A 15,400-nucleotide genomic window follows, 5' to 3' on the forward strand; every position below is an offset into this window, starting at 1 on the left:
TCGAAGGATCCTGACGATGTCGCTGTTGCGTTCGCTGCTGATGCTCCCGCTGCTGGCCCTGGCTGGCTGCGCCACCGACGCGGCCCGCCACTGGGTCGAACTGGATGGCGCCCGCTACCAGGTCGAGCTGGCCACCAACGATGAAACCCGCGCACGCGGTCTGATGTTCCGCGACCAGATGGCGGCCGACCACGGCATGCTGTTCATCCACGACCGCGAGGAAATGCAGGCGTACTGGATGAAGAACACCAGGATCGCGCTGGACATCCTGTACTTCGACAGCCAGCGCAAGCTGGTCAGCCAGCAGCGTGATGTGCCGCCGTGCTCGGCCGGCAACATGTGCCCGCCCTACCCCAGCGGTGGCCCGGCACGTTACGTGCTGGAGCTCAACGCCGGCCAGGCCGAGAAGCTCAAGCTGAAGGATGGCACGGAGCTGAAGTTCGGCCCAGGCATCGAGTAACAGGGTTCTGCCCGCGGTAGTGCCGGCCGCTGGCCGGCAACCCTGCAGGGGTCAGATCCCTTTCGCACGCGAAAGGGATCTGACCCCTGGATTTTTCACGCGGCACCGCTTGAAACCGCCTGCGAATGACGCCAGTCTGTGGTCATGCAGGACCGGATCACACTCCCCGACTGGGATGCACTGGCCGACCTCGAAGACGAGGCGCTGCCCTTGTTGCCGACCGCGCTGCTGATCGCGCGCGATGAATACCCCGATCTGCAGCCGTCCACCTACGACGCGCTGATCCAGAGCCATGTCGACCACCTCCGTTCGGAAGTGGAGAGCATCGACAACAGCCCACTGAAAATGGCGGCGATCAACCGCCACCTGTTCGACGAGCTGGGCTACAGCGGCGACCACGACGAGTATTACGACCCGCGCAACAGCTACCTCAACCAGGTGTTCGAGCGGCGCCTGGGCAATCCGATCTCGTTGGCGCTGGTGCAGATGGAAGTCGCGCGCCGGCTCGGCATACCGTTGGATGGCGTGTCCTTCCCCGGCCACTTCCTGGTGCGCTTGCCGGTGGACGACGGCGTGCTGGTGATGGACCCGTTCAACGGTGGCCGGCCACTGGACGTGGACGAACTGCGCGAACGCGCCAAGTCACACCTGGGCGGACAGATGCCCGATGACCAGGTGCTGGCGCAGATCCTCGACCCGGCGCCGGCGCGCGCGATCCTGATGCGCATGCTGCGCAACCTGCATGGTGTCTACGCCGAAGCCGGTGAATGGGATCGTGCCGCACGCAGTGCCGACCGCCTGCTGAAACTGGCGCCCGAGCAGGACGACGCGCTGCGCGACCGCGGCCTGGCGTACCTGCAACTGGAGTATCTGGCCGGTGCCCGCCATGACCTGGGGCAGTACCTGAAGCGCAATCCCGAGGCCAGCGATGCGCAGTGGCTGCGCGAGAAGCTGATCGACCTCGGCGGGCCGATGCCGCGGCTGCATTGAGGGTGTCGGTGTGTGGACCAACGGTCCACACCCACCCCAACGGTCCGCACCCACAGGATGGGCCGGGTGGCCCGCCGGTCAGTCGACCTCGACCATCTCGAAATCGGCCTTGGTCACCCCGCAGTCCGGGCAGGTCCAGGTCTCGGGAATGTCCTCCCAACGCGTCCCGGGCTCAATACCCTCCTCCGGCAAGCCTTCCGCTTCGCTGTACAGGAAGCCGCAGACCACGCACATCCAGGTTCGCAGGGTGGTGGGGCTGGCGTCGCTCATCGGATAATCGGGGCTGGATTCACGGGCCGCCATTGTCCCATTGCAGCCCACGCACCGGTAGCCATCGATGACTTCTGCTTCCCCGGCGCCCCGCGGCGTCTACCTGATCACCCCGGACGAGCCCGATACCGCGCGCCTGCTGGCCCGTACCGCGCCGCTGCTGGCCGCGGGTGCCACCTGGCTGCAGTACCGCAACAAGACCGCCAGCGATGCCCTGCGGCAGGAACAGGCGGCGGCCCTGCAAGGCCTGTGCGCCGCCCACGGCGTGCCGCTGATCGTCAACGACAATCCGGTGCTGGCCAAGGCCGTGGGCGCGGCCGGCGTGCATCTGGGCGGCACCGACGGGGACATCCCCAGCGCGCGCGCGCTGCTCGGTGCCGAGGCCATCATCGGCGCCTCCTGCTACGACCAGCTGGCCAATGCCGAGAAGGCCGTGGCGGCCGGCGCCAGCTATGTGGCCTTCGGCGCCTTCTTCCCGACCACCACCAAGGTCACCAGCAGCCGCGCCCACACCGACCTGCTGCGGCAAAGCGCCGCACTCGGCGTGCCGCGGGTGGCGATCGGCGGCCTGACGCCGGACAATGTCGGTCCCATCATCGACGCCGGCGCCGATCTGGTGGCCGTGGTCAGCGGTATCTATGCCGCATCGGACCCGGTCGCGACCCAGCGCGCCTATCTCGCCCAGTTCGCGTAATGCCCAGGAAAGCCCCATGAACCACGACCAGTCCCACGCCCTGTTCTCCCGTGCCCAGCAGCTGCTGCCGGGCGGCGTCAATTCGCCGGTACGTGCGTTCAAGTCGGTCGGCGGCGAGCCGTTCTTCGTTGAACGCGCCGATGGCGCCTACCTGTACGACGTCGATGGCAACCGCTACATCGACTACGTCGGTTCCTGGGGCCCGATGATCGTCGGCCACAACCACCCGGCCGTGCGCCAGGCGGTGAAGAAGGCGATCGACAATGGCCTGTCCTTCGGTGCGCCGTGCGCGGCCGAAGTCACCATGGCCGAGACCATCACCCGCCTGGTGCCATCGTGCGAGATGGTGCGCATGGTCAACTCCGGCACCGAGGCCACGCTGTCGGCGATCCGCCTGGCGCGTGGCGCCACCGGCCGCAACCGCATCGTCAAGTTCGAAGGCTGCTACCACGGCCACGGCGACTCGTTCCTGGTCAAGGCCGGCAGCGGCATGCTGACCCTGGGCGTGCCGACCTCGCCGGGCGTCCCGGCCGGCCTGAGCGAACTGACCCTGACCCTGCCCTACAACGACTTCGAAGCGGCCACCGCCCTGTTCGAACAGCAGGGTGGCGACATCGCCGGCCTGATCATCGAACCGGTGGTCGGCAACGCCAACTGCATCCCGCCGCGCGAGGGCTACCTGCAACACCTGCGTGCGCTGTGCACGAAGCATGGCGCGCTGCTGATCTTCGACGAAGTGATGACCGGCTTCCGTGTTGCCCTTGGCGGTGCGCAGGCGCATTACGGCATCACCCCGGACCTGACCACTTTCGGCAAGATCATCGGCGGTGGCATGCCGGTGGGTGCCTATGGTGGTCGCCGCGAGCTGATGCAGCAGATCGCACCGGCCGGCCCGATCTACCAGGCCGGCACGCTGAGCGGCAATCCGGTGGCGATGGCCGCCGGACTGGCGATGCTGGAGCTGATCCAGCAGCCGGGCTTCCACGCCGACTTGGCCGAGCGCACCGCACGCCTGTGTGCCGGCCTGGAAGCGGCCGCCGCCGAAGCCGGCGTGGCGGTGACCACCACCCGCGTGGGCGCGATGTTCGGGCTGTTCTTCACCAGCGAGAAGGTCGAGACCTATGCGCAGGCCACCGCCTGTGACATTCCGGCGTTCAACCGCTTCTTCCACGCGATGCTGGAGCAGGGCGTGTTCCTGGCACCGTCGGCGTACGAGGCCGGCTTCCTGTCCAGCGCCCACGATGACGCGGTGATCGAGGCCACCCTCGCCGCCGCACGCGTAGCGTTCCGGGCTGCCAAGGGCTGATCGCAAAAAAGGGGACGGAGGGGATTAAGTCGTTTGTGCACAAACGACTTAATCCCCTCCGTCCCCTTTTTTTCAACCGAAGACGAACTTGCCCTTCATCATCGCGAAGTGGCCGGGGAACGAGCAGAAGAAGGTGTAGTCACCGCCCTTCTGCAGGCCCTGGGTGGAGAAGCGCACGCGCGTGGTCTCGCCACCGCCGATCACCTTGGTGTGCGCCAGCACGCGCTTGTCGGCCTTCGGCAGGTAGCTGTCGGCCAGGGTCATGCGCATGCCCGCCATCGCCACCGGCTGGTAATCGGCGGTACGGGTCAGCACCCAGTTGTGGCCCATCGCGGTGACAGCCAGCTTGCCGGTGTGGCGCAGGGTCAGGTCCACGGCGGTGCAGTCGGCGGCGACCTTGATCTCGCGGCTGCTGAAGCTCATCTGGTCGGTGCTGTCGATGCTGACCGCACACACCCGCGCCATCGCCGACGGCGCCAGCATCAGCGCGCCCAGTCCCACTGCCACCATCCAAGCCTTCATCGTTGCATCTCCTGCGGATTCAAACGCCATTCTAGGCAGCCCCCTGTGGCCGCGTCTGCGACCGTCTGTCGCACGCGCACTCCAGGGTTTCCGCGCATCCACCGCGATGGCATGCTCGGCTGATGCGGATCGATCTGTTGCTGCTGGATGTGGACGGCGTGCTGGTGCAGTACCAGCGCGCGCAGCGCGTGCTGCATCTGGCACAGGCGCTGGATGTCGCGCCGGAAACCGTGCAGGCCGCGCTGTACGACAGCGGGCTGGAAGCGGCACATGACAATGGCACGCTGGATGGCCCGGCCTATCTGGCGCAGCTGAGCAAACAGCTGGGCCGTACCGTTGATGTACACACGTGGATCGCGGCGCGACAGGCCGCCAGCCATCCACAGCCGGCCGTGCTGCAGCGGCTGCAGGCCCTGCAGCTGCCGATGGCGGTGCTGACCAACAATGGCGCACTGATGCAGCAGGCCTTGCCGACTCTGCTACCGGAACTGTTCCCGGCCCTGCATGAGCGCGTGTTCTGCAGCGCGGAGTTCGGCCTGCGCAAACCGGCGCCCGCGGTGTTCCTGCGCACGCTGGAAGCACTGGACGTGGCACCTGCACGCACGCTGTTCGTCGATGACCTGTTCGCCAACGTGCGCGGCGCACGCGCCGGCGGCCTGCACGCGGAAACCGTGCGCGATGGCCGTGGGCTGGGCAAGGTGTTGAAGCGTTACGCGGTGGGCTGATCGGGGTCAGAGCCCTCTCCGCAGGAGAGGGATCCGACCCCGACGCCAAGGCGTCAGCGCGCGGCGATGAACGCGGCAATTGCCGCGCGCAGGCGCTTGAGGCCTTCGGCCACTTCTTCGTCGGTGATGTTCAGCGACGGCACGAAGCGCAGCACGTCCGGGCCGGCCTGCAGGGTCAGCAGCCCCTGCCCGGCAGCGTGGTCGAGGATCGCACCAGCCTGGCCGGCGAAGTCCTTGCCCAGCACCGCACCCAGCATCAGGCCGCGACCACGCACCTCGCTGAACACGCCGAACTCTTCGTTGATGCGCGCGAAGCCATCGCGCAGCGCCTTCGACTGGCGGCTGACGTTGGCGGCGATCTCCGGCGAGGCCAGCTTGCGCAGCGCCACGCGGGCCACCGCAGCGGCCAGCGGGTTGCCACCGAAGGTGGTGCCGTGCGCGCCAAACTGCATGGTCTCGGCCACCTTCGGGCCGGCCAGCATCGCACCGATCGGGAAGCCGCCACCCAGTGCCTTGGCCAGGGTGACCATGTCCGGCACCACGTCGTCCTGCCAGTGCGCGAACAGCGTGCCGGTGCGGCCCATGCCGGCCTGGATCTCGTCCAGCACCAGCAGCGCGTCGTGCTGGTCGCACAGTTCGCGCACGCGCTTGAGGAAGCCGGACTTGGCCGGCATCACGCCGCCCTCGCCCTGGATCGGCTCCAGCATCACCGCCGCAACGTCACCGGCGGCCATCGCGGTTTCCAGCTGCACTTCGTCGTTGAAATCGATGTAGCGGAAGCCACCCGGCAGCGGCTCGTAGCCTTCCTGGTACTTCGGCTGCGCGGTAGCGGTCACCGCGCCCATGGTGCGGCCGTGGAAGCTGCCACGGAAGGTGATGATGACGCGCTTGTCGGCCGGGCGGCCCTGGCTGGAGGCCCACTTGCGGACCATCTTGATCGCCACTTCGTTGGCTTCGGCGCCGGAGTTGCACAGGAACACCCGCTCGGCGAAGCGACTGGCCTTCACCAGTTCCTCGGCCAGGTGCAGCGGCGGTGCGCTGTAGAACACGTTGCTGGTGTGCCAGAGCTTGCCGGCCTGCTCGACCAGCGCGGCCACCAGGTCCGGATCGTTGTGGCCCAGGCCGCACACGGCGATGCCGGCAGCCAGGTCGATGAACTCACGGCCCTGGCTGTCCCATACGCGGGCGCCCTGGCCTCGCTCCAGTACCACCTGGCGGGGCTTGTAGACCGGCAGGTAATAGTGCGAAAGGGAGATCAGCGGATCGGTCGCGGCGGTCATGGCAGTCGGCAGGGTTCAGGAACGCCCATTCTCGCGCCGGAACCCCTGCGGCACAATGCGCCCATGCGACCGTTTTCCGCCCCCCAGCTCAACCCCGCCACCGAGACCGGCTGGCGCCGTCGGTGGTTCGACATCATCTACCGCCATGACACCCGCCCTTCGCGCAATTTCGACCTGATCCTGGTGGTGGCGATCGTCGCCAGCATCCTGGTGGTGATGATCGACAGCGTGCAGCACCTGCATGCGGAATGGTCCACCGGCCTGTACATCCTGGAATGGGGCTTCACGATCATCTTCACCGCCGAGTACCTGCTACGGCTGGCGGTGGTCAAGCGCCCCCTGCGGTATGCAGTGAGCATCTGGGGCATCATCGACCTGCTGTCGATCCTGCCCGCCTACCTGTCGATGTTCATCCCCGGCGCGCAGAGCCTGCTGGTGGTGCGCGCGCTGCGCATCCTGCGGGTGTTCCGCATCCTGAAGCTGACCCGCTACATCGAGGAAAGCGGCGTCCTGATGACGTCGCTGTGGCGCAGCCGGCGCAAGGTGCTGGTGTTCCTGTTCACGGTGATCACCATCACCATCATCGCCGGTGCGCTGATGTACGTGATCGAGGGCCCCGAACACGGTTTCACCAACATCCCGGCCAGCATGTACTGGGCGGTGGTGACCATGGCCACGGTCGGCTTCGGCGATATCGTGCCGCAGACCGTGCTCGGCCGCTTCGTCACCTCGGTGCTGATCCTGATCGGCTACAGCATCATCGCCGTGCCCACCGGCATCTACACCGCCGAACTGGCCAGCACCATGCGTGAAGCCGGGCAGGCCGCACGCCGCGATGCGCGTGGCTGCCCGGACTGTGGGCTGGAAGGCCATGAACCGGATGCACTGCACTGCCGCAAGTGCGGCGGCAAGCTGCCGGATGCGTTCAGTCATTGATGCGAGCGCCGGCGATGTACACCGGCGCACGCTGATCACGCCATGAGCGGGAGCACTACTGGCGGTTGCTCTGGAAAACGAGCGTGTTGTATTCCTGCATCAGCTTGCTGGCCGATCCACGGGGCGCCATCGACGGCGAATCAAGCATGCGTCGTTCGAAATCGGTGTAAGGCTCTTTCTCGCTGACGCGCTGCAGCCGCGCCTTGCCTTCCCGACGGAAGTTCTCGGCCTCACGCTCGAAGCTGTTCCAGTCCAGCTTGCCCGGTTCCTGATCAGCCACCTTCGCATGTGCTTCGTCGGAAATGCGGTTGAACGCATCCAGACGCTCGCGGGCCTTGGCCTGATCGAAATCATCCTCGCTCATCAGATCCATGATGGCCTTGGCTTCCAGCATCATCGCCAGGCGGTAGTACTCGCGCGTGCGACCCTCGGTCTGCTCCAGTGCCTTGAGCTGCTCGCGCTGGGCGGCGTCGTTCTGGCGCTCCAGCTCGGCATTGAACGTTTCGCTGGCAGCCACGAAATCCTTGAAGGCGGCCATCAGGGGCGCGTGCAGCTGCTTGCCCTTGGCGAACTGGTCGTCTTCGTAGTCCTGGCGATCGTAGTAGTCGTGCGCGTCCTTGCTGATCGGCACCAGTGCCTTCAGCGCCTGCTGGTAGTGCCCAGCAGCAGCATCGAGATCGGCCAGCACTGGCTTGGCAGCCATCGCCTCGGTCACGGGGGCATCGCACTGCTTCATGTCGTAATCGCTGATCTCGAACGGACCGTACACCTGTGTCTCGCGACCGGTCGGGCCGGCGGCGACATCCTTGATCCAGCGCGTATAGGACTCGATGCTGCCGTGGGTCTTCGAATCAAGCGCGTTGAAGCAGCCGATGTAGGCGTTGAGCTTGGCGGTCAACTGCTGCTGCGGGTCGGACGGCGCCGCGCTGGCGTCCGGCGTGCCGGATGCAGCGGCGCCGCCCGCAGCGGCGGGTGCTTTGCCACCGCAGGCGGCCAGGATCAACGACAGCGAAGCGGCCAGCGCCGCGACGGAAAGAGTGCGTGACATGTGTTCACATCCCTGTTGAAAACGATTACAGCCGCACATTCTAGCGCAGCAGGCCGAAGGTCGCAGCCCTCGGCCTCTTCCGGCGACGTACGATCAATCCAGGAACAGATCCGGCAGCAACGGACGCGATGGATCCACTGCGTAGCCCGAAAGATCGGTGATACCCGCCTGCGCCAGCACGTCATCGTCGATCAGGAACTGGCCATGGAAGCCCGCCGCTTCGCGCACCAGCACCGCATGCGCGGCATCAGCCATGATCTGCGGCGTGCGGCAGCCGGCCGCATCCACGCCCGGGATCATGTTGATCGCATCGGTGGCGATGACCGTGCGCGGCCACAGCGCATTCACCGCCACGCCCTGCGGGCCGAATTCCGCGGCCAGGCCCAGGGTAACGAAGCTCATGCCCATCTTCGCCAGCGTGTAGCCGGTATGCGGTGCCCACCACTTCGGCTCCAGGCTGGGCGGCGGTGCAAGGGTGAGGATGTGCGGATTCGGCGCCTGCAGCAGGTACGGCAGGCAGGCCTGCGCGCACAGGAAACTGCCGCGCGCATTGACCTGCTGCATCAGGTCGAAACGCTTCATCGGCGTATCCAGCGTACCGCGCAGCCAGATCGCGCTGGCGTTGTTGACCAGGATGTCGATGCCACCGAAGGTATCGACCGTGGCCGCAACCGCCGCGTGCACCTGCTCTTCCTCGCGGATGTCGCACTTCAGGGCCAGGCCCTGCCCGCCTGCCGCCGTCACCGCTTCAGCCGCGGTATGGATGGTGCCCGGCAGCTTCGGATTCGGCACCGACGACTTGGCCGCAATGGCCACGTTGGCGCCGTCGCGCGCAGCGCGCAGTGCGATGGCCAGGCCGATCCCACGCGAGGCTCCGGTGATGAAAAGCGTTTTGCCCTGCAGACTGCCCACGTTCCACACTCCAGCGTATGCAATGAGCCGCTAGTATGCCGCGCCGACGCGGAGTTCACCCGGCCTTGACGATACTCGGGCCTCCAGCCAACGCACGAGGTCCACGCCATGCGCCGTTCCCGCCTGTTGCTGCCTGCCCTGGGGCTTGCCCTGCTGACTGCCTGCCAGGGCCGTTCGCCGGAACCCGGCAAGGAGCCAGCCGCCGGTGACGCGCCCAGCGCGGAGAAGGCCGCCGCTGACGGCAAGATGCGCTGGAGCGAGGCCGTGGTCTGGGATGGCGATCTGAACGCATGCCGCCAGGGCGAGAATGCCGCCACCCGGGATTGCCTGCGCGATGCGATGCGAGCGGGGGGAGCAAGCGCCGAGGCGATCACCGCGGCCGAGCAACTGTCCAGCGCCGGGGAACTGGCGTATGTCACCGCCTGGCATGAGAACGAGGGGCTGGGCATTGCCACGGTCGAGTATCCCTTCCGGGCCAACACCAACGAAGGCACCCGCCTGGTCGACGCCAGCGGCAAGCGCATCGATGTGGATGCCGTACAGCTGGACGACACGCTGCGTGCCGACCCGGCCGTGCAGGAGCTGTTGAAGGCCAACCCGCAGGCCACGCCATTCGCGCCGGCGCAATCGGCCGGAGCGACACCGCTGGAGGGCGGCGGGATCCGCCTGCTGTACCGCACACCGCTGCGCGACTGCCACGCCTGCCCGGACGTGGGCCAGCTGCAGATCGCCTATGACTTCGATGCCAAGCGCAACTTCATCGGCCAGCAGGTGGTGCCGGCGACGCCGTAATCCGGAAACGCCGCGTGTCGCCGGGCATGGCCCGGCGAGCGCAGTGTCGAATCACCGGTACGCCTGCACCTGCTTCTGCAGCAGATGCGGCACGATCAACCTGTGCACGGGCGCGACCGGCAGCATGTAGAGGCGCCCGAATGCGTTATGCGTATGCACCACCGTCACCACTTCCAGCACATCGCCCTGCCATTGCAGGGCCAGCTGTACGCGCAGGTGGCGATCATCGTCTTCCAGCACGATGGCATCGTCATCCAGCGACTGCAGGGTGAAGATGCCCAGCCGCTGGCCGGCAGCCGGATCGTCGGTGTCCTGCACCGCACGCAATGAGCCAAGGTGCTTCATCCCAAGCAGGCGCATGCCGTGGTTGCGCAGCGCCATCAGACCGTCGAACCAACCGGGAATGCTCGCGGCCATGTCGCGATAGGCCTGCAAGGCCGAGCGCCCGTCACGACGGGTGGTCGCATGGCACGCATGCACGAAATCCGCACCGGGCAGCTGAGTTCGCAGCACGCTGCCCGCGCTCGGCGGCGCGCTCATCACCTGCGATGCACTCACGGCTTCGGTCCCTGCCCCTCGTTGTCTTCCCAGTGCAGGATGCGGCGGGTGACGAAGCGGTAGACCGGCTTGCCGGTGGCGAACCACAGCTCGCGCACCCACGACGTACGCTTGAGCACGCGCTTCTCCACCGGGGTGAGTGATTCGCGGCAGTACATGCGCTTGTGCTTGAGCAGGTGGCGCAGGTCCTCGCGGGCCAGCAGCCGCATCCAGCGCGAGCGCGGGTTGCCGATCACCGCCAGCTGGAAGTCGATCAGCGCCGGTCGTCCATCTTCAGTGACCAGCCAGTTGGCTTCCTTGGCCAGGTCGTTGTGGGCCACGCCATTGCGATGCAGCTGCTGCAGCAGGCGACGCGCGGCGCGGAACCAGGCCAGATCGCCGCGCGGCGGACGCTGGTACATGGCATCGCCGGCCATGAAGCTGCGGTCGAGGTGGCGGCCATCCCAGGCCAGCAGCTGCGGCACATCGGCCATGCCATGGATATGGCGCAGCGCGCGTGCTTCGCGACGTGCAAGCCACCACGCGGGCAACCGCAGCCACAGCGGCGTGGCCCCCAGATCGCGGCGTACGAACGGGCCATCGGGCCCTTCAACCAGAAGGATCTGACCGAAACTGTCGGCCTTCAAAGCACGGTGGGGAGCGTCTGGCGTATGCGGCATGACTCCATTCTAGGCGATGGCGCCGGTTGCAAACGGTCACGAAGCGGCTGGGAACCAGTCACCTTCACGCCCCTATAATCGGGCAATGGACTCTTCATGGATCGACGCCACGCTCGCGTGGATTGCCGCTCACCCCGTGCTGGCGGGCGCCGTTATCTTCCTCATCGCCTTCTGCGATGCGGTCATCATTCTTGGCGCCATCGTGCCGGCGCTGCCACTGCTGTTCGCGGTGGGCGTGTTCATTGGCCTGGGCCAGATCTCCGGGCCGTACGCGGTGGCGGCTGCGGCATTGGGTGCGTTTGCCGGCGATGGCATCAGTTACTGGATCGGCCGCCGCTGGGGCGACCGCCTGCGCGGCGTGTGGCCGTTCAGCCGTTACCCGCAGCTGCTCGACCGCGGCGAAAACCTGTTCCGCCGCAATGCCTTCAAGAGCATCCTGGTGGCACGCTACGTCGGCGCGATCCGCCCGTTCGTGCCGGCCATCGCCGGCATGATGAAGATGCCCGCCAGCCGCTACGTGCAGGCCAGCGGCATCGCCAGCATTTCCTGGGCGGTGCTGTTCCTGGCGCCGGGCTGGATCCTCGGCGAAGCGTACGACGCGGTGGCTGCTGTGGCCGGGCGGCTGGTGGTGGTGGTCGGCCTGCTGGCGGTGATCCTTGGCCTGGTCTGGGCCATCGTGCTGTACGGCTACCGCTGGTCGGCCGCACGCATGGACAACTGGCTGGCACGCCTGCTGGACTGGTCCAACCGCCACCCGACGCTGGGCCGCTACACCGTTGGCGTGCTGGACCCGAAGCGGCGCGAATCGGTGCCGCTGGCGATGCTGGCGCTGATGCTGCTCCTGCTGGGCTGGGGCTGGTTCGCGCTGTTGACCGTGGTGGTCGCACATGGCGAGCCGCTGGCGATCGACCTGCTGGTGCACCAGGCCATGCTGGCGCTGCGCAATCCGCTGGCCGACTACCCGATGGCTGCGCTGGCGTCGCTCGGGGCCTGGCAGGTCCTGCTGCCGGCCACCGCCGCGGCGATGGGCTATCTGATCTGGCGCCGACGCTGGATGGCCGCTGCTCACTGGCTGGCGGCACTGGCCTTCGGCCTGGCGCTGACCATGCTGCTGGGCGCCACCGTGGATGTGGTGCGCCCGATCGACGCCAGCAGCGGCTTCGGCTTCCCGTCGGTGTCGGTGACCATGGCCACCATCACCTTCGGCTTCTTCGCGGTGCTGATCGCACGCGAGATGCCCGGCCGCACCCGCGTCTGGCCGTACCTGGTTTCGGGCATCGTGGTCAGCCTGATCGGCTTCTCGCGCCTTTACCTGGGCGCGCATTGGCTGAGCGACGTGATCGGCGGCATGCTGTTCGGCACGTTCTGGCTGCTGGTGCTGGGCATCGCCTATCGCCGCCGCTTCAACCGCTCGTTCTGGGTGAAGCCGGTGGCCTGGCTGTTCTACGGCGTCTTCGCCGTGGCGGCGATGTGGTACGCACCGCGCAACATCCCGGTGAAGCTGGAACGCTTCGAACCGACCCTGCCAGCCCCGCAGGCGATGGACATGCAGGCCTGGTGGCAGCACGACTGGGCCACGCTGCCGGCGCGCCGCAACGAGTTCGACGACGACCAGCGCTGGCCGCTGGACGTGCAGGTGGCCGGGCCATTGGCACCGCTGCAGGCGCAGCTGGAAGCGCGTGGCTGGAAGCGGCAGGAACAGGCCGGCTGGCAGCAGGCGCTGCTGATGCTGGACAAGAACACCGGCGCCGATGAACTGCCGGTGCTGCCGGCCACGCTGGACACCCGCGTGGAAGCACTGCTGATGGTGCGCCAGGGTGCGAAGCCGGACGAACGCTATGTGCTGCGCCTGTGGCCGGCACCCGCGCAGCTGCAGGCGGGCAACACGCCGCTGTGGCTGGGCAGTGCACAGACCCTGCGTTACGAACGCCACTTCGAGTGGATCGGCATGTGGCACCCGCTGCGTGGCGTCGACCCGGCGTTGAACGCAGTGAAGGACGCCGTGCAGGACCTGCCGCAGCGCGAGGACGTGCACAGCGAAACCGGGTTGCCGGTGCTGCGGTTGAAGACCACCACGCCCTGAGGCCGCCGCCGGGCATGACCCGGCGCTGCCGGAACACGGACAGGTAGCGCCGAACCATGCCCGGCGGAGTAGATCCACGCCATGCGTGGATGACATTCCCCGCATGCACCAGCGTGTGCACCAAGGTGCACACCCACCCAAAGCAGGCTGCTACGGCATCCAGCCCAGCAACTGCTGCAACCGCTGGTGCGGGTCGTCCATCTGCAGCAGCTGCAGGCGCTGCTGCTCGCTCAGCGGCAGCAGTTCGGCCAGCCGCCAGCCAACCCAGCTGGCCTGGTCCAGCAACGCCGGATTGGCCGGCGCATAGGCCTCACCGGCCTGCTCGATGATGTGCCCCAGCACCGTGGCCAGCAGCGCATGCTGCGGCCGCAGCTCATCGTCGGGGTCTTCGTCGCACCAGCGCACGTCGGCCACCACCAGGCCGTTGTCGCGTACGCGGGTGCGCTCGACATGGAAGCGGCGGGTGCCTCGCAGGCGCAACTGCAGCACGCCGTCGGCGCCGACATCGAAGTCTTCGATGCGTACCTGCACGCCATACGCTGCCGGTGTCGCCGGGGCTCCCACTTCCTGGCCGTCGAGGATCAGGCAGACACCGAAGCCCTCGCCACTGCGGCCGCTGTCGCGGACCAGATCCAGGTACCGCCGCTCGAACACGCGCAGGCCGACCGCTGCACCCGGCACCAGCGTGGTGTGCAGCGGAAACAGCGGCAGTGATGTGTCGCTGCTCATCGGGCCTGCAGCGCGGCGAGGAAGCGGCGCGGTGCGCCGTCGAAGCCCCCATTGGACATGAACACCACGTGGTCGCCGCTGCGCGCACTGGCCTGCAACTGCGCCAGCAGCGCGTCGGTATCGGGCACCGCGTGCGCTTCGCCGCGCACTGCAGCGATCACCGCGGCCGCATCCCAGGCCAGTTCCGGGCGATGCAGGAACACCACCTCGTCAGCCAACGCCAGCGACGGGGCCAGCGCCTGCGCGTGCGCCCCCAGCCGCATCGAATTGCTGCGCGGCTCCATCGCGACCACGATGCGCGCGTCACCCACCTTGGCACGCAAGCCTTCCAGCGTGGTGGCGATCGCGGTCGGGTGATGGGCGAAATCGTCGTAGATGGTGATGCCGTCATGGCGGCCGATCACTTCCATGCGGCGCTTGACGCTGCGGAAGCGCGCCAGCGCAGGAATCACGTCGGCCGGCGCCACGCCCACCGCATGTGCGGCAGCCAGCGCAGCCAGGCCGTTGAGCACGTTGTGGCGGCCCAGCAACGACCAGTGCACATCGCCCATTGCCTGCCCGCGGTGGTGTACGCGGAAGGCGCTGCCATCGGCGGCCAGCAGCTCGGCATGCCATTCCAGCGACGGGTCGAAGCCGAAGCGCTCGACCGGGGTCCAGCAGCCCATCGCCAGCACTTCGGCCAGATGCGGGTCCTCGCCGTTGACGATCAGTCGGCCACGCGCCGGCACCGTGCGCACCAGGTGGTGGAACTGGCGCTGGATCGCGGCCACGTCCGGGAAGATGTCGGCGTGGTCGTATTCAAGGTTGTTGAGGATGGCCACCAGCGGCCGGTAGTGCACGAACTTGCTGCGCTTGTCGAAGAACGCGGTGTCGTACTCGTCGGCCTCGACTACGAACTCGCGGCCCTGGCCCAGCCGGGCGGAGACGCCGAAATCCTCGGCGACGCCGCCGATCAGGAAACCGGGCGAACGACCGGCGCTTTCCAGCAGCCAGGTGAGGATGGTGGTGGTGGTGGTCTTGCCATGGGTACCTGCCACGGCCAGGGTGTCGCGACCCGGCAGTACCTGTTCGGACAGCCATTGCGCTCCCGAAATGTAGCGCTGGCCGGCGTCGAGCACGGCCTCAACGGCGGCATTGCCGCGCGAGAGGGCGTTGCCGATCACCACGTCATCGGTGCCGGCCGGCACGCTGTCGGCGCGGTAGCCCTGGTCCAGGGCGATGCCCAGCTGCTCGAGCTGGGTCGACATCGGCGGATAGATGGCCTGGTCGCTGCCGCTGACCGTATGGCCCAGTTCCCGCGCCAGGGCGGCCACGCCGCCCATGAAGGTGCCGGCGATTGCAAGGATATGTACGCTGCTCATGACCGAGGATTGTGACCGATGACGGCTGTATAGGGCCAATGTCCGCCCCCGGGTAAGACAAGTCCTACACGGGAT

The 15,400-nt window shown here is 67.4% G+C and carries 17 protein-coding genes; 8 read left to right on the top strand and 9 right to left on the bottom strand.

Annotation, left to right across the window (positions count from 1 at the left end; genetic code table 11):
- Positions 1 to 16 precede the first annotated feature (16 nt).
- Entirely contained in the window at positions 17 to 460 is a 444-nt protein-coding gene (locus CKW06_RS19225; protein ID WP_024958822.1) for a DUF192 domain-containing protein, read from the top strand.
- Between the two features lie 144 nt (positions 461 to 604).
- On the top strand, positions 605 to 1,450 hold the full coding sequence (locus CKW06_RS19230; protein ID WP_024957828.1) for a SirB1 family protein: 846 nt from the start codon (positions 605 to 607) through the stop codon (positions 1,448 to 1,450).
- 78 nt (positions 1,451 to 1,528) lie between these two features.
- Here the strand turns inward: CKW06_RS19230 and CKW06_RS19235 are convergent, their stop codons facing one another.
- Complete coding sequence (locus tag CKW06_RS19235) at positions 1,529 to 1,720, bottom strand: rubredoxin (protein WP_012481171.1); 192 nt, start codon at positions 1,718 to 1,720, stop codon at positions 1,529 to 1,531.
- Positions 1,721 to 1,787: 67 nt separating this feature from the next.
- On the opposite strand from CKW06_RS19235, the gene thiE reads away from it, so the two are divergent.
- Together thiE and hemL are read left to right on the top strand one after the other, a co-directional pair.
- Positions 1,788 to 2,414, top strand: a complete 627-nt coding sequence (gene thiE, locus CKW06_RS19240) for a thiamine phosphate synthase (RefSeq protein WP_024957827.1) — start codon at positions 1,788 to 1,790, stop codon at positions 2,412 to 2,414.
- 16 nt (positions 2,415 to 2,430) lie between these two features.
- Positions 2,431 to 3,720, top strand: coding sequence for a glutamate-1-semialdehyde 2,1-aminomutase (gene hemL, locus CKW06_RS19245; protein WP_024957826.1), 1,290 nt, complete (start codon positions 2,431 to 2,433; stop codon positions 3,718 to 3,720).
- A 72-nt stretch (positions 3,721 to 3,792) separates the two neighbouring features.
- Here hemL and azu read toward each other — a convergent pair whose 3' ends face one another.
- Complete coding sequence (gene azu, locus CKW06_RS19250; RefSeq protein WP_005410908.1) at positions 3,793 to 4,242, bottom strand: azurin; 450 nt, start codon at positions 4,240 to 4,242, stop codon at positions 3,793 to 3,795.
- A gap of 122 nt (positions 4,243 to 4,364) precedes the next feature.
- Here azu and CKW06_RS19255 point away from each other — a divergent pair, with 122 nt between their 5' ends.
- Positions 4,365 to 4,967 carry an HAD-IA family hydrolase gene (locus tag CKW06_RS19255; RefSeq protein ID WP_024957114.1) on the top strand — a complete coding sequence of 201 codons (603 nt, stop codon included), beginning with the start codon at positions 4,365 to 4,367 and terminating at the stop codon, positions 4,965 to 4,967.
- Between the two features lie 53 nt (positions 4,968 to 5,020).
- Here the strand turns inward: CKW06_RS19255 and CKW06_RS19260 are convergent, their stop codons facing one another.
- Positions 5,021 to 6,247, bottom strand: a complete 1,227-nt coding sequence (locus CKW06_RS19260; protein ID WP_024957115.1) for an acetylornithine transaminase — start codon at positions 6,245 to 6,247, stop codon at positions 5,021 to 5,023.
- Between the two features lie 63 nt (positions 6,248 to 6,310).
- Between CKW06_RS19260 and CKW06_RS19265 the strand changes: the two genes are divergently transcribed.
- Positions 6,311 to 7,183 carry an ion transporter gene (locus CKW06_RS19265; protein WP_024957116.1) on the top strand — a complete coding sequence of 291 codons (873 nt, stop codon included), beginning with the start codon at positions 6,311 to 6,313 and terminating at the stop codon, positions 7,181 to 7,183.
- Positions 7,184 to 7,238: 55 nt separating this feature from the next.
- On the opposite strand, the gene CKW06_RS19270 is transcribed toward CKW06_RS19265, so the two are convergent.
- Both CKW06_RS19270 and CKW06_RS19275 read right to left on the bottom strand, forming a co-directional pair.
- Positions 7,239 to 8,231, bottom strand: coding sequence for a YiiG family protein (locus CKW06_RS19270; RefSeq protein WP_024957117.1), 993 nt, complete (start codon positions 8,229 to 8,231; stop codon positions 7,239 to 7,241).
- Between the two features lie 93 nt (positions 8,232 to 8,324).
- Complete coding sequence (locus CKW06_RS19275; protein ID WP_005410913.1) at positions 8,325 to 9,143, bottom strand: SDR family oxidoreductase; 819 nt, start codon at positions 9,141 to 9,143, stop codon at positions 8,325 to 8,327.
- A gap of 108 nt (positions 9,144 to 9,251) precedes the next feature.
- On the opposite strand from CKW06_RS19275, the gene CKW06_RS19280 reads away from it, so the two are divergent.
- Positions 9,252 to 9,935 (top strand): hypothetical protein, encoded by a 684-nt coding sequence (locus tag CKW06_RS19280; RefSeq protein ID WP_024957118.1) that lies wholly within the window; start codon positions 9,252 to 9,254, stop codon positions 9,933 to 9,935.
- 51 nt (positions 9,936 to 9,986) lie between these two features.
- Here the strand turns inward: CKW06_RS19280 and CKW06_RS19285 are convergent, their stop codons facing one another.
- Both CKW06_RS19285 and CKW06_RS19290 read right to left on the bottom strand, forming a co-directional pair.
- Positions 9,987 to 10,475 (bottom strand): DUF2867 domain-containing protein, encoded by a 489-nt coding sequence (locus tag CKW06_RS19285; protein ID WP_217279012.1) that lies wholly within the window; start codon positions 10,473 to 10,475, stop codon positions 9,987 to 9,989.
- A 14-nt stretch (positions 10,476 to 10,489) separates the two neighbouring features.
- Positions 10,490 to 11,152: a serine/threonine-protein kinase gene (locus CKW06_RS19290; protein ID WP_012481180.1), complete on the bottom strand. Its 663-nt coding sequence runs from the start codon at positions 11,150 to 11,152 to the stop codon at positions 10,490 to 10,492.
- A gap of 85 nt (positions 11,153 to 11,237) precedes the next feature.
- Between CKW06_RS19290 and CKW06_RS19295 the strand changes: the two genes are divergently transcribed.
- Positions 11,238 to 13,235 carry a bifunctional DedA family/phosphatase PAP2 family protein gene (locus tag CKW06_RS19295; RefSeq protein ID WP_012481181.1) on the top strand — a complete coding sequence of 666 codons (1,998 nt, stop codon included), beginning with the start codon at positions 11,238 to 11,240 and terminating at the stop codon, positions 13,233 to 13,235.
- 150 nt (positions 13,236 to 13,385) lie between these two features.
- Here CKW06_RS19295 and CKW06_RS19300 read toward each other — a convergent pair whose 3' ends face one another.
- The gene (locus CKW06_RS19300) at positions 13,386 to 13,964 is read right to left on the bottom strand and encodes an LON peptidase substrate-binding domain-containing protein (RefSeq protein WP_012481182.1); all 579 of its coding nucleotides are present in this window, start codon (positions 13,962 to 13,964) and stop codon (positions 13,386 to 13,388) included.
- Positions 13,961 to 15,325: a UDP-N-acetylmuramate:L-alanyl-gamma-D-glutamyl-meso-diaminopimelate ligase gene (mpl, locus tag CKW06_RS19305; RefSeq protein WP_024957120.1), complete on the bottom strand. Its 1,365-nt coding sequence runs from the start codon at positions 15,323 to 15,325 to the stop codon at positions 13,961 to 13,963. Before mpl ends, CKW06_RS19300 begins: the two co-directional genes overlap by 4 nt.
- Between the last annotated feature and the right edge of the window lie 75 nt (positions 15,326 to 15,400).

It is taken from the genome of Stenotrophomonas maltophilia (assembly GCF_900186865.1).
In the GTDB taxonomy this organism is placed as follows: Bacteria; Pseudomonadota; Gammaproteobacteria; order Xanthomonadales; family Xanthomonadaceae; genus Stenotrophomonas; species Stenotrophomonas maltophilia.

Excerpts from the sequence above, each read along its gene's own strand:
- CKW06_RS19265 (WP_024957116.1), top strand. The coding sequence starts at position 6,311 with ATGCGACCGTTTTCCGCCCCCCAGCTCAACCCCGCCACCGAGACCGGC.
- CKW06_RS19260 (WP_024957115.1), bottom strand. The coding sequence starts at position 6,247 with ATGACCGCCGCGACCGATCCGCTGATCTCCCTTTCGCACTATTACCTG.
- CKW06_RS19230 (WP_024957828.1), top strand. The coding sequence starts at position 605 with ATGCAGGACCGGATCACACTCCCCGACTGGGATGCACTGGCCGACCTC.
- CKW06_RS19280 (WP_024957118.1), top strand. The coding sequence starts at position 9,252 with ATGCGCCGTTCCCGCCTGTTGCTGCCTGCCCTGGGGCTTGCCCTGCTG.
- CKW06_RS19270 (WP_024957117.1), bottom strand. The coding sequence starts at position 8,231 with ATGTCACGCACTCTTTCCGTCGCGGCGCTGGCCGCTTCGCTGTCGTTG.
- mpl (WP_024957120.1), bottom strand. The coding sequence starts at position 15,325 with ATGAGCAGCGTACATATCCTTGCAATCGCCGGCACCTTCATGGGCGGC.
- thiE (WP_024957827.1), top strand. The coding sequence starts at position 1,788 with ATGACTTCTGCTTCCCCGGCGCCCCGCGGCGTCTACCTGATCACCCCG.
- CKW06_RS19300 (WP_012481182.1), bottom strand. The coding sequence starts at position 13,964 with ATGAGCAGCGACACATCACTGCCGCTGTTTCCGCTGCACACCACGCTG.
- CKW06_RS19295 (WP_012481181.1), top strand. The coding sequence starts at position 11,238 with ATGGACTCTTCATGGATCGACGCCACGCTCGCGTGGATTGCCGCTCAC.
- CKW06_RS19285 (WP_217279012.1), bottom strand. The coding sequence starts at position 10,475 with ATGAGCGCGCCGCCGAGCGCGGGCAGCGTGCTGCGAACTCAGCTGCCC.
- CKW06_RS19235 (WP_012481171.1), bottom strand. The coding sequence starts at position 1,720 with ATGAGCGACGCCAGCCCCACCACCCTGCGAACCTGGATGTGCGTGGTC.
- CKW06_RS19255 (WP_024957114.1), top strand. The coding sequence starts at position 4,365 with ATGCGGATCGATCTGTTGCTGCTGGATGTGGACGGCGTGCTGGTGCAG.
- azu (WP_005410908.1), bottom strand. The coding sequence starts at position 4,242 with ATGAAGGCTTGGATGGTGGCAGTGGGACTGGGCGCGCTGATGCTGGCG.
- CKW06_RS19225 (WP_024958822.1), top strand. The coding sequence starts at position 17 with ATGTCGCTGTTGCGTTCGCTGCTGATGCTCCCGCTGCTGGCCCTGGCT.
- hemL (WP_024957826.1), top strand. The coding sequence starts at position 2,431 with ATGAACCACGACCAGTCCCACGCCCTGTTCTCCCGTGCCCAGCAGCTG.
- CKW06_RS19290 (WP_012481180.1), bottom strand. The coding sequence starts at position 11,152 with ATGCCGCATACGCCAGACGCTCCCCACCGTGCTTTGAAGGCCGACAGT.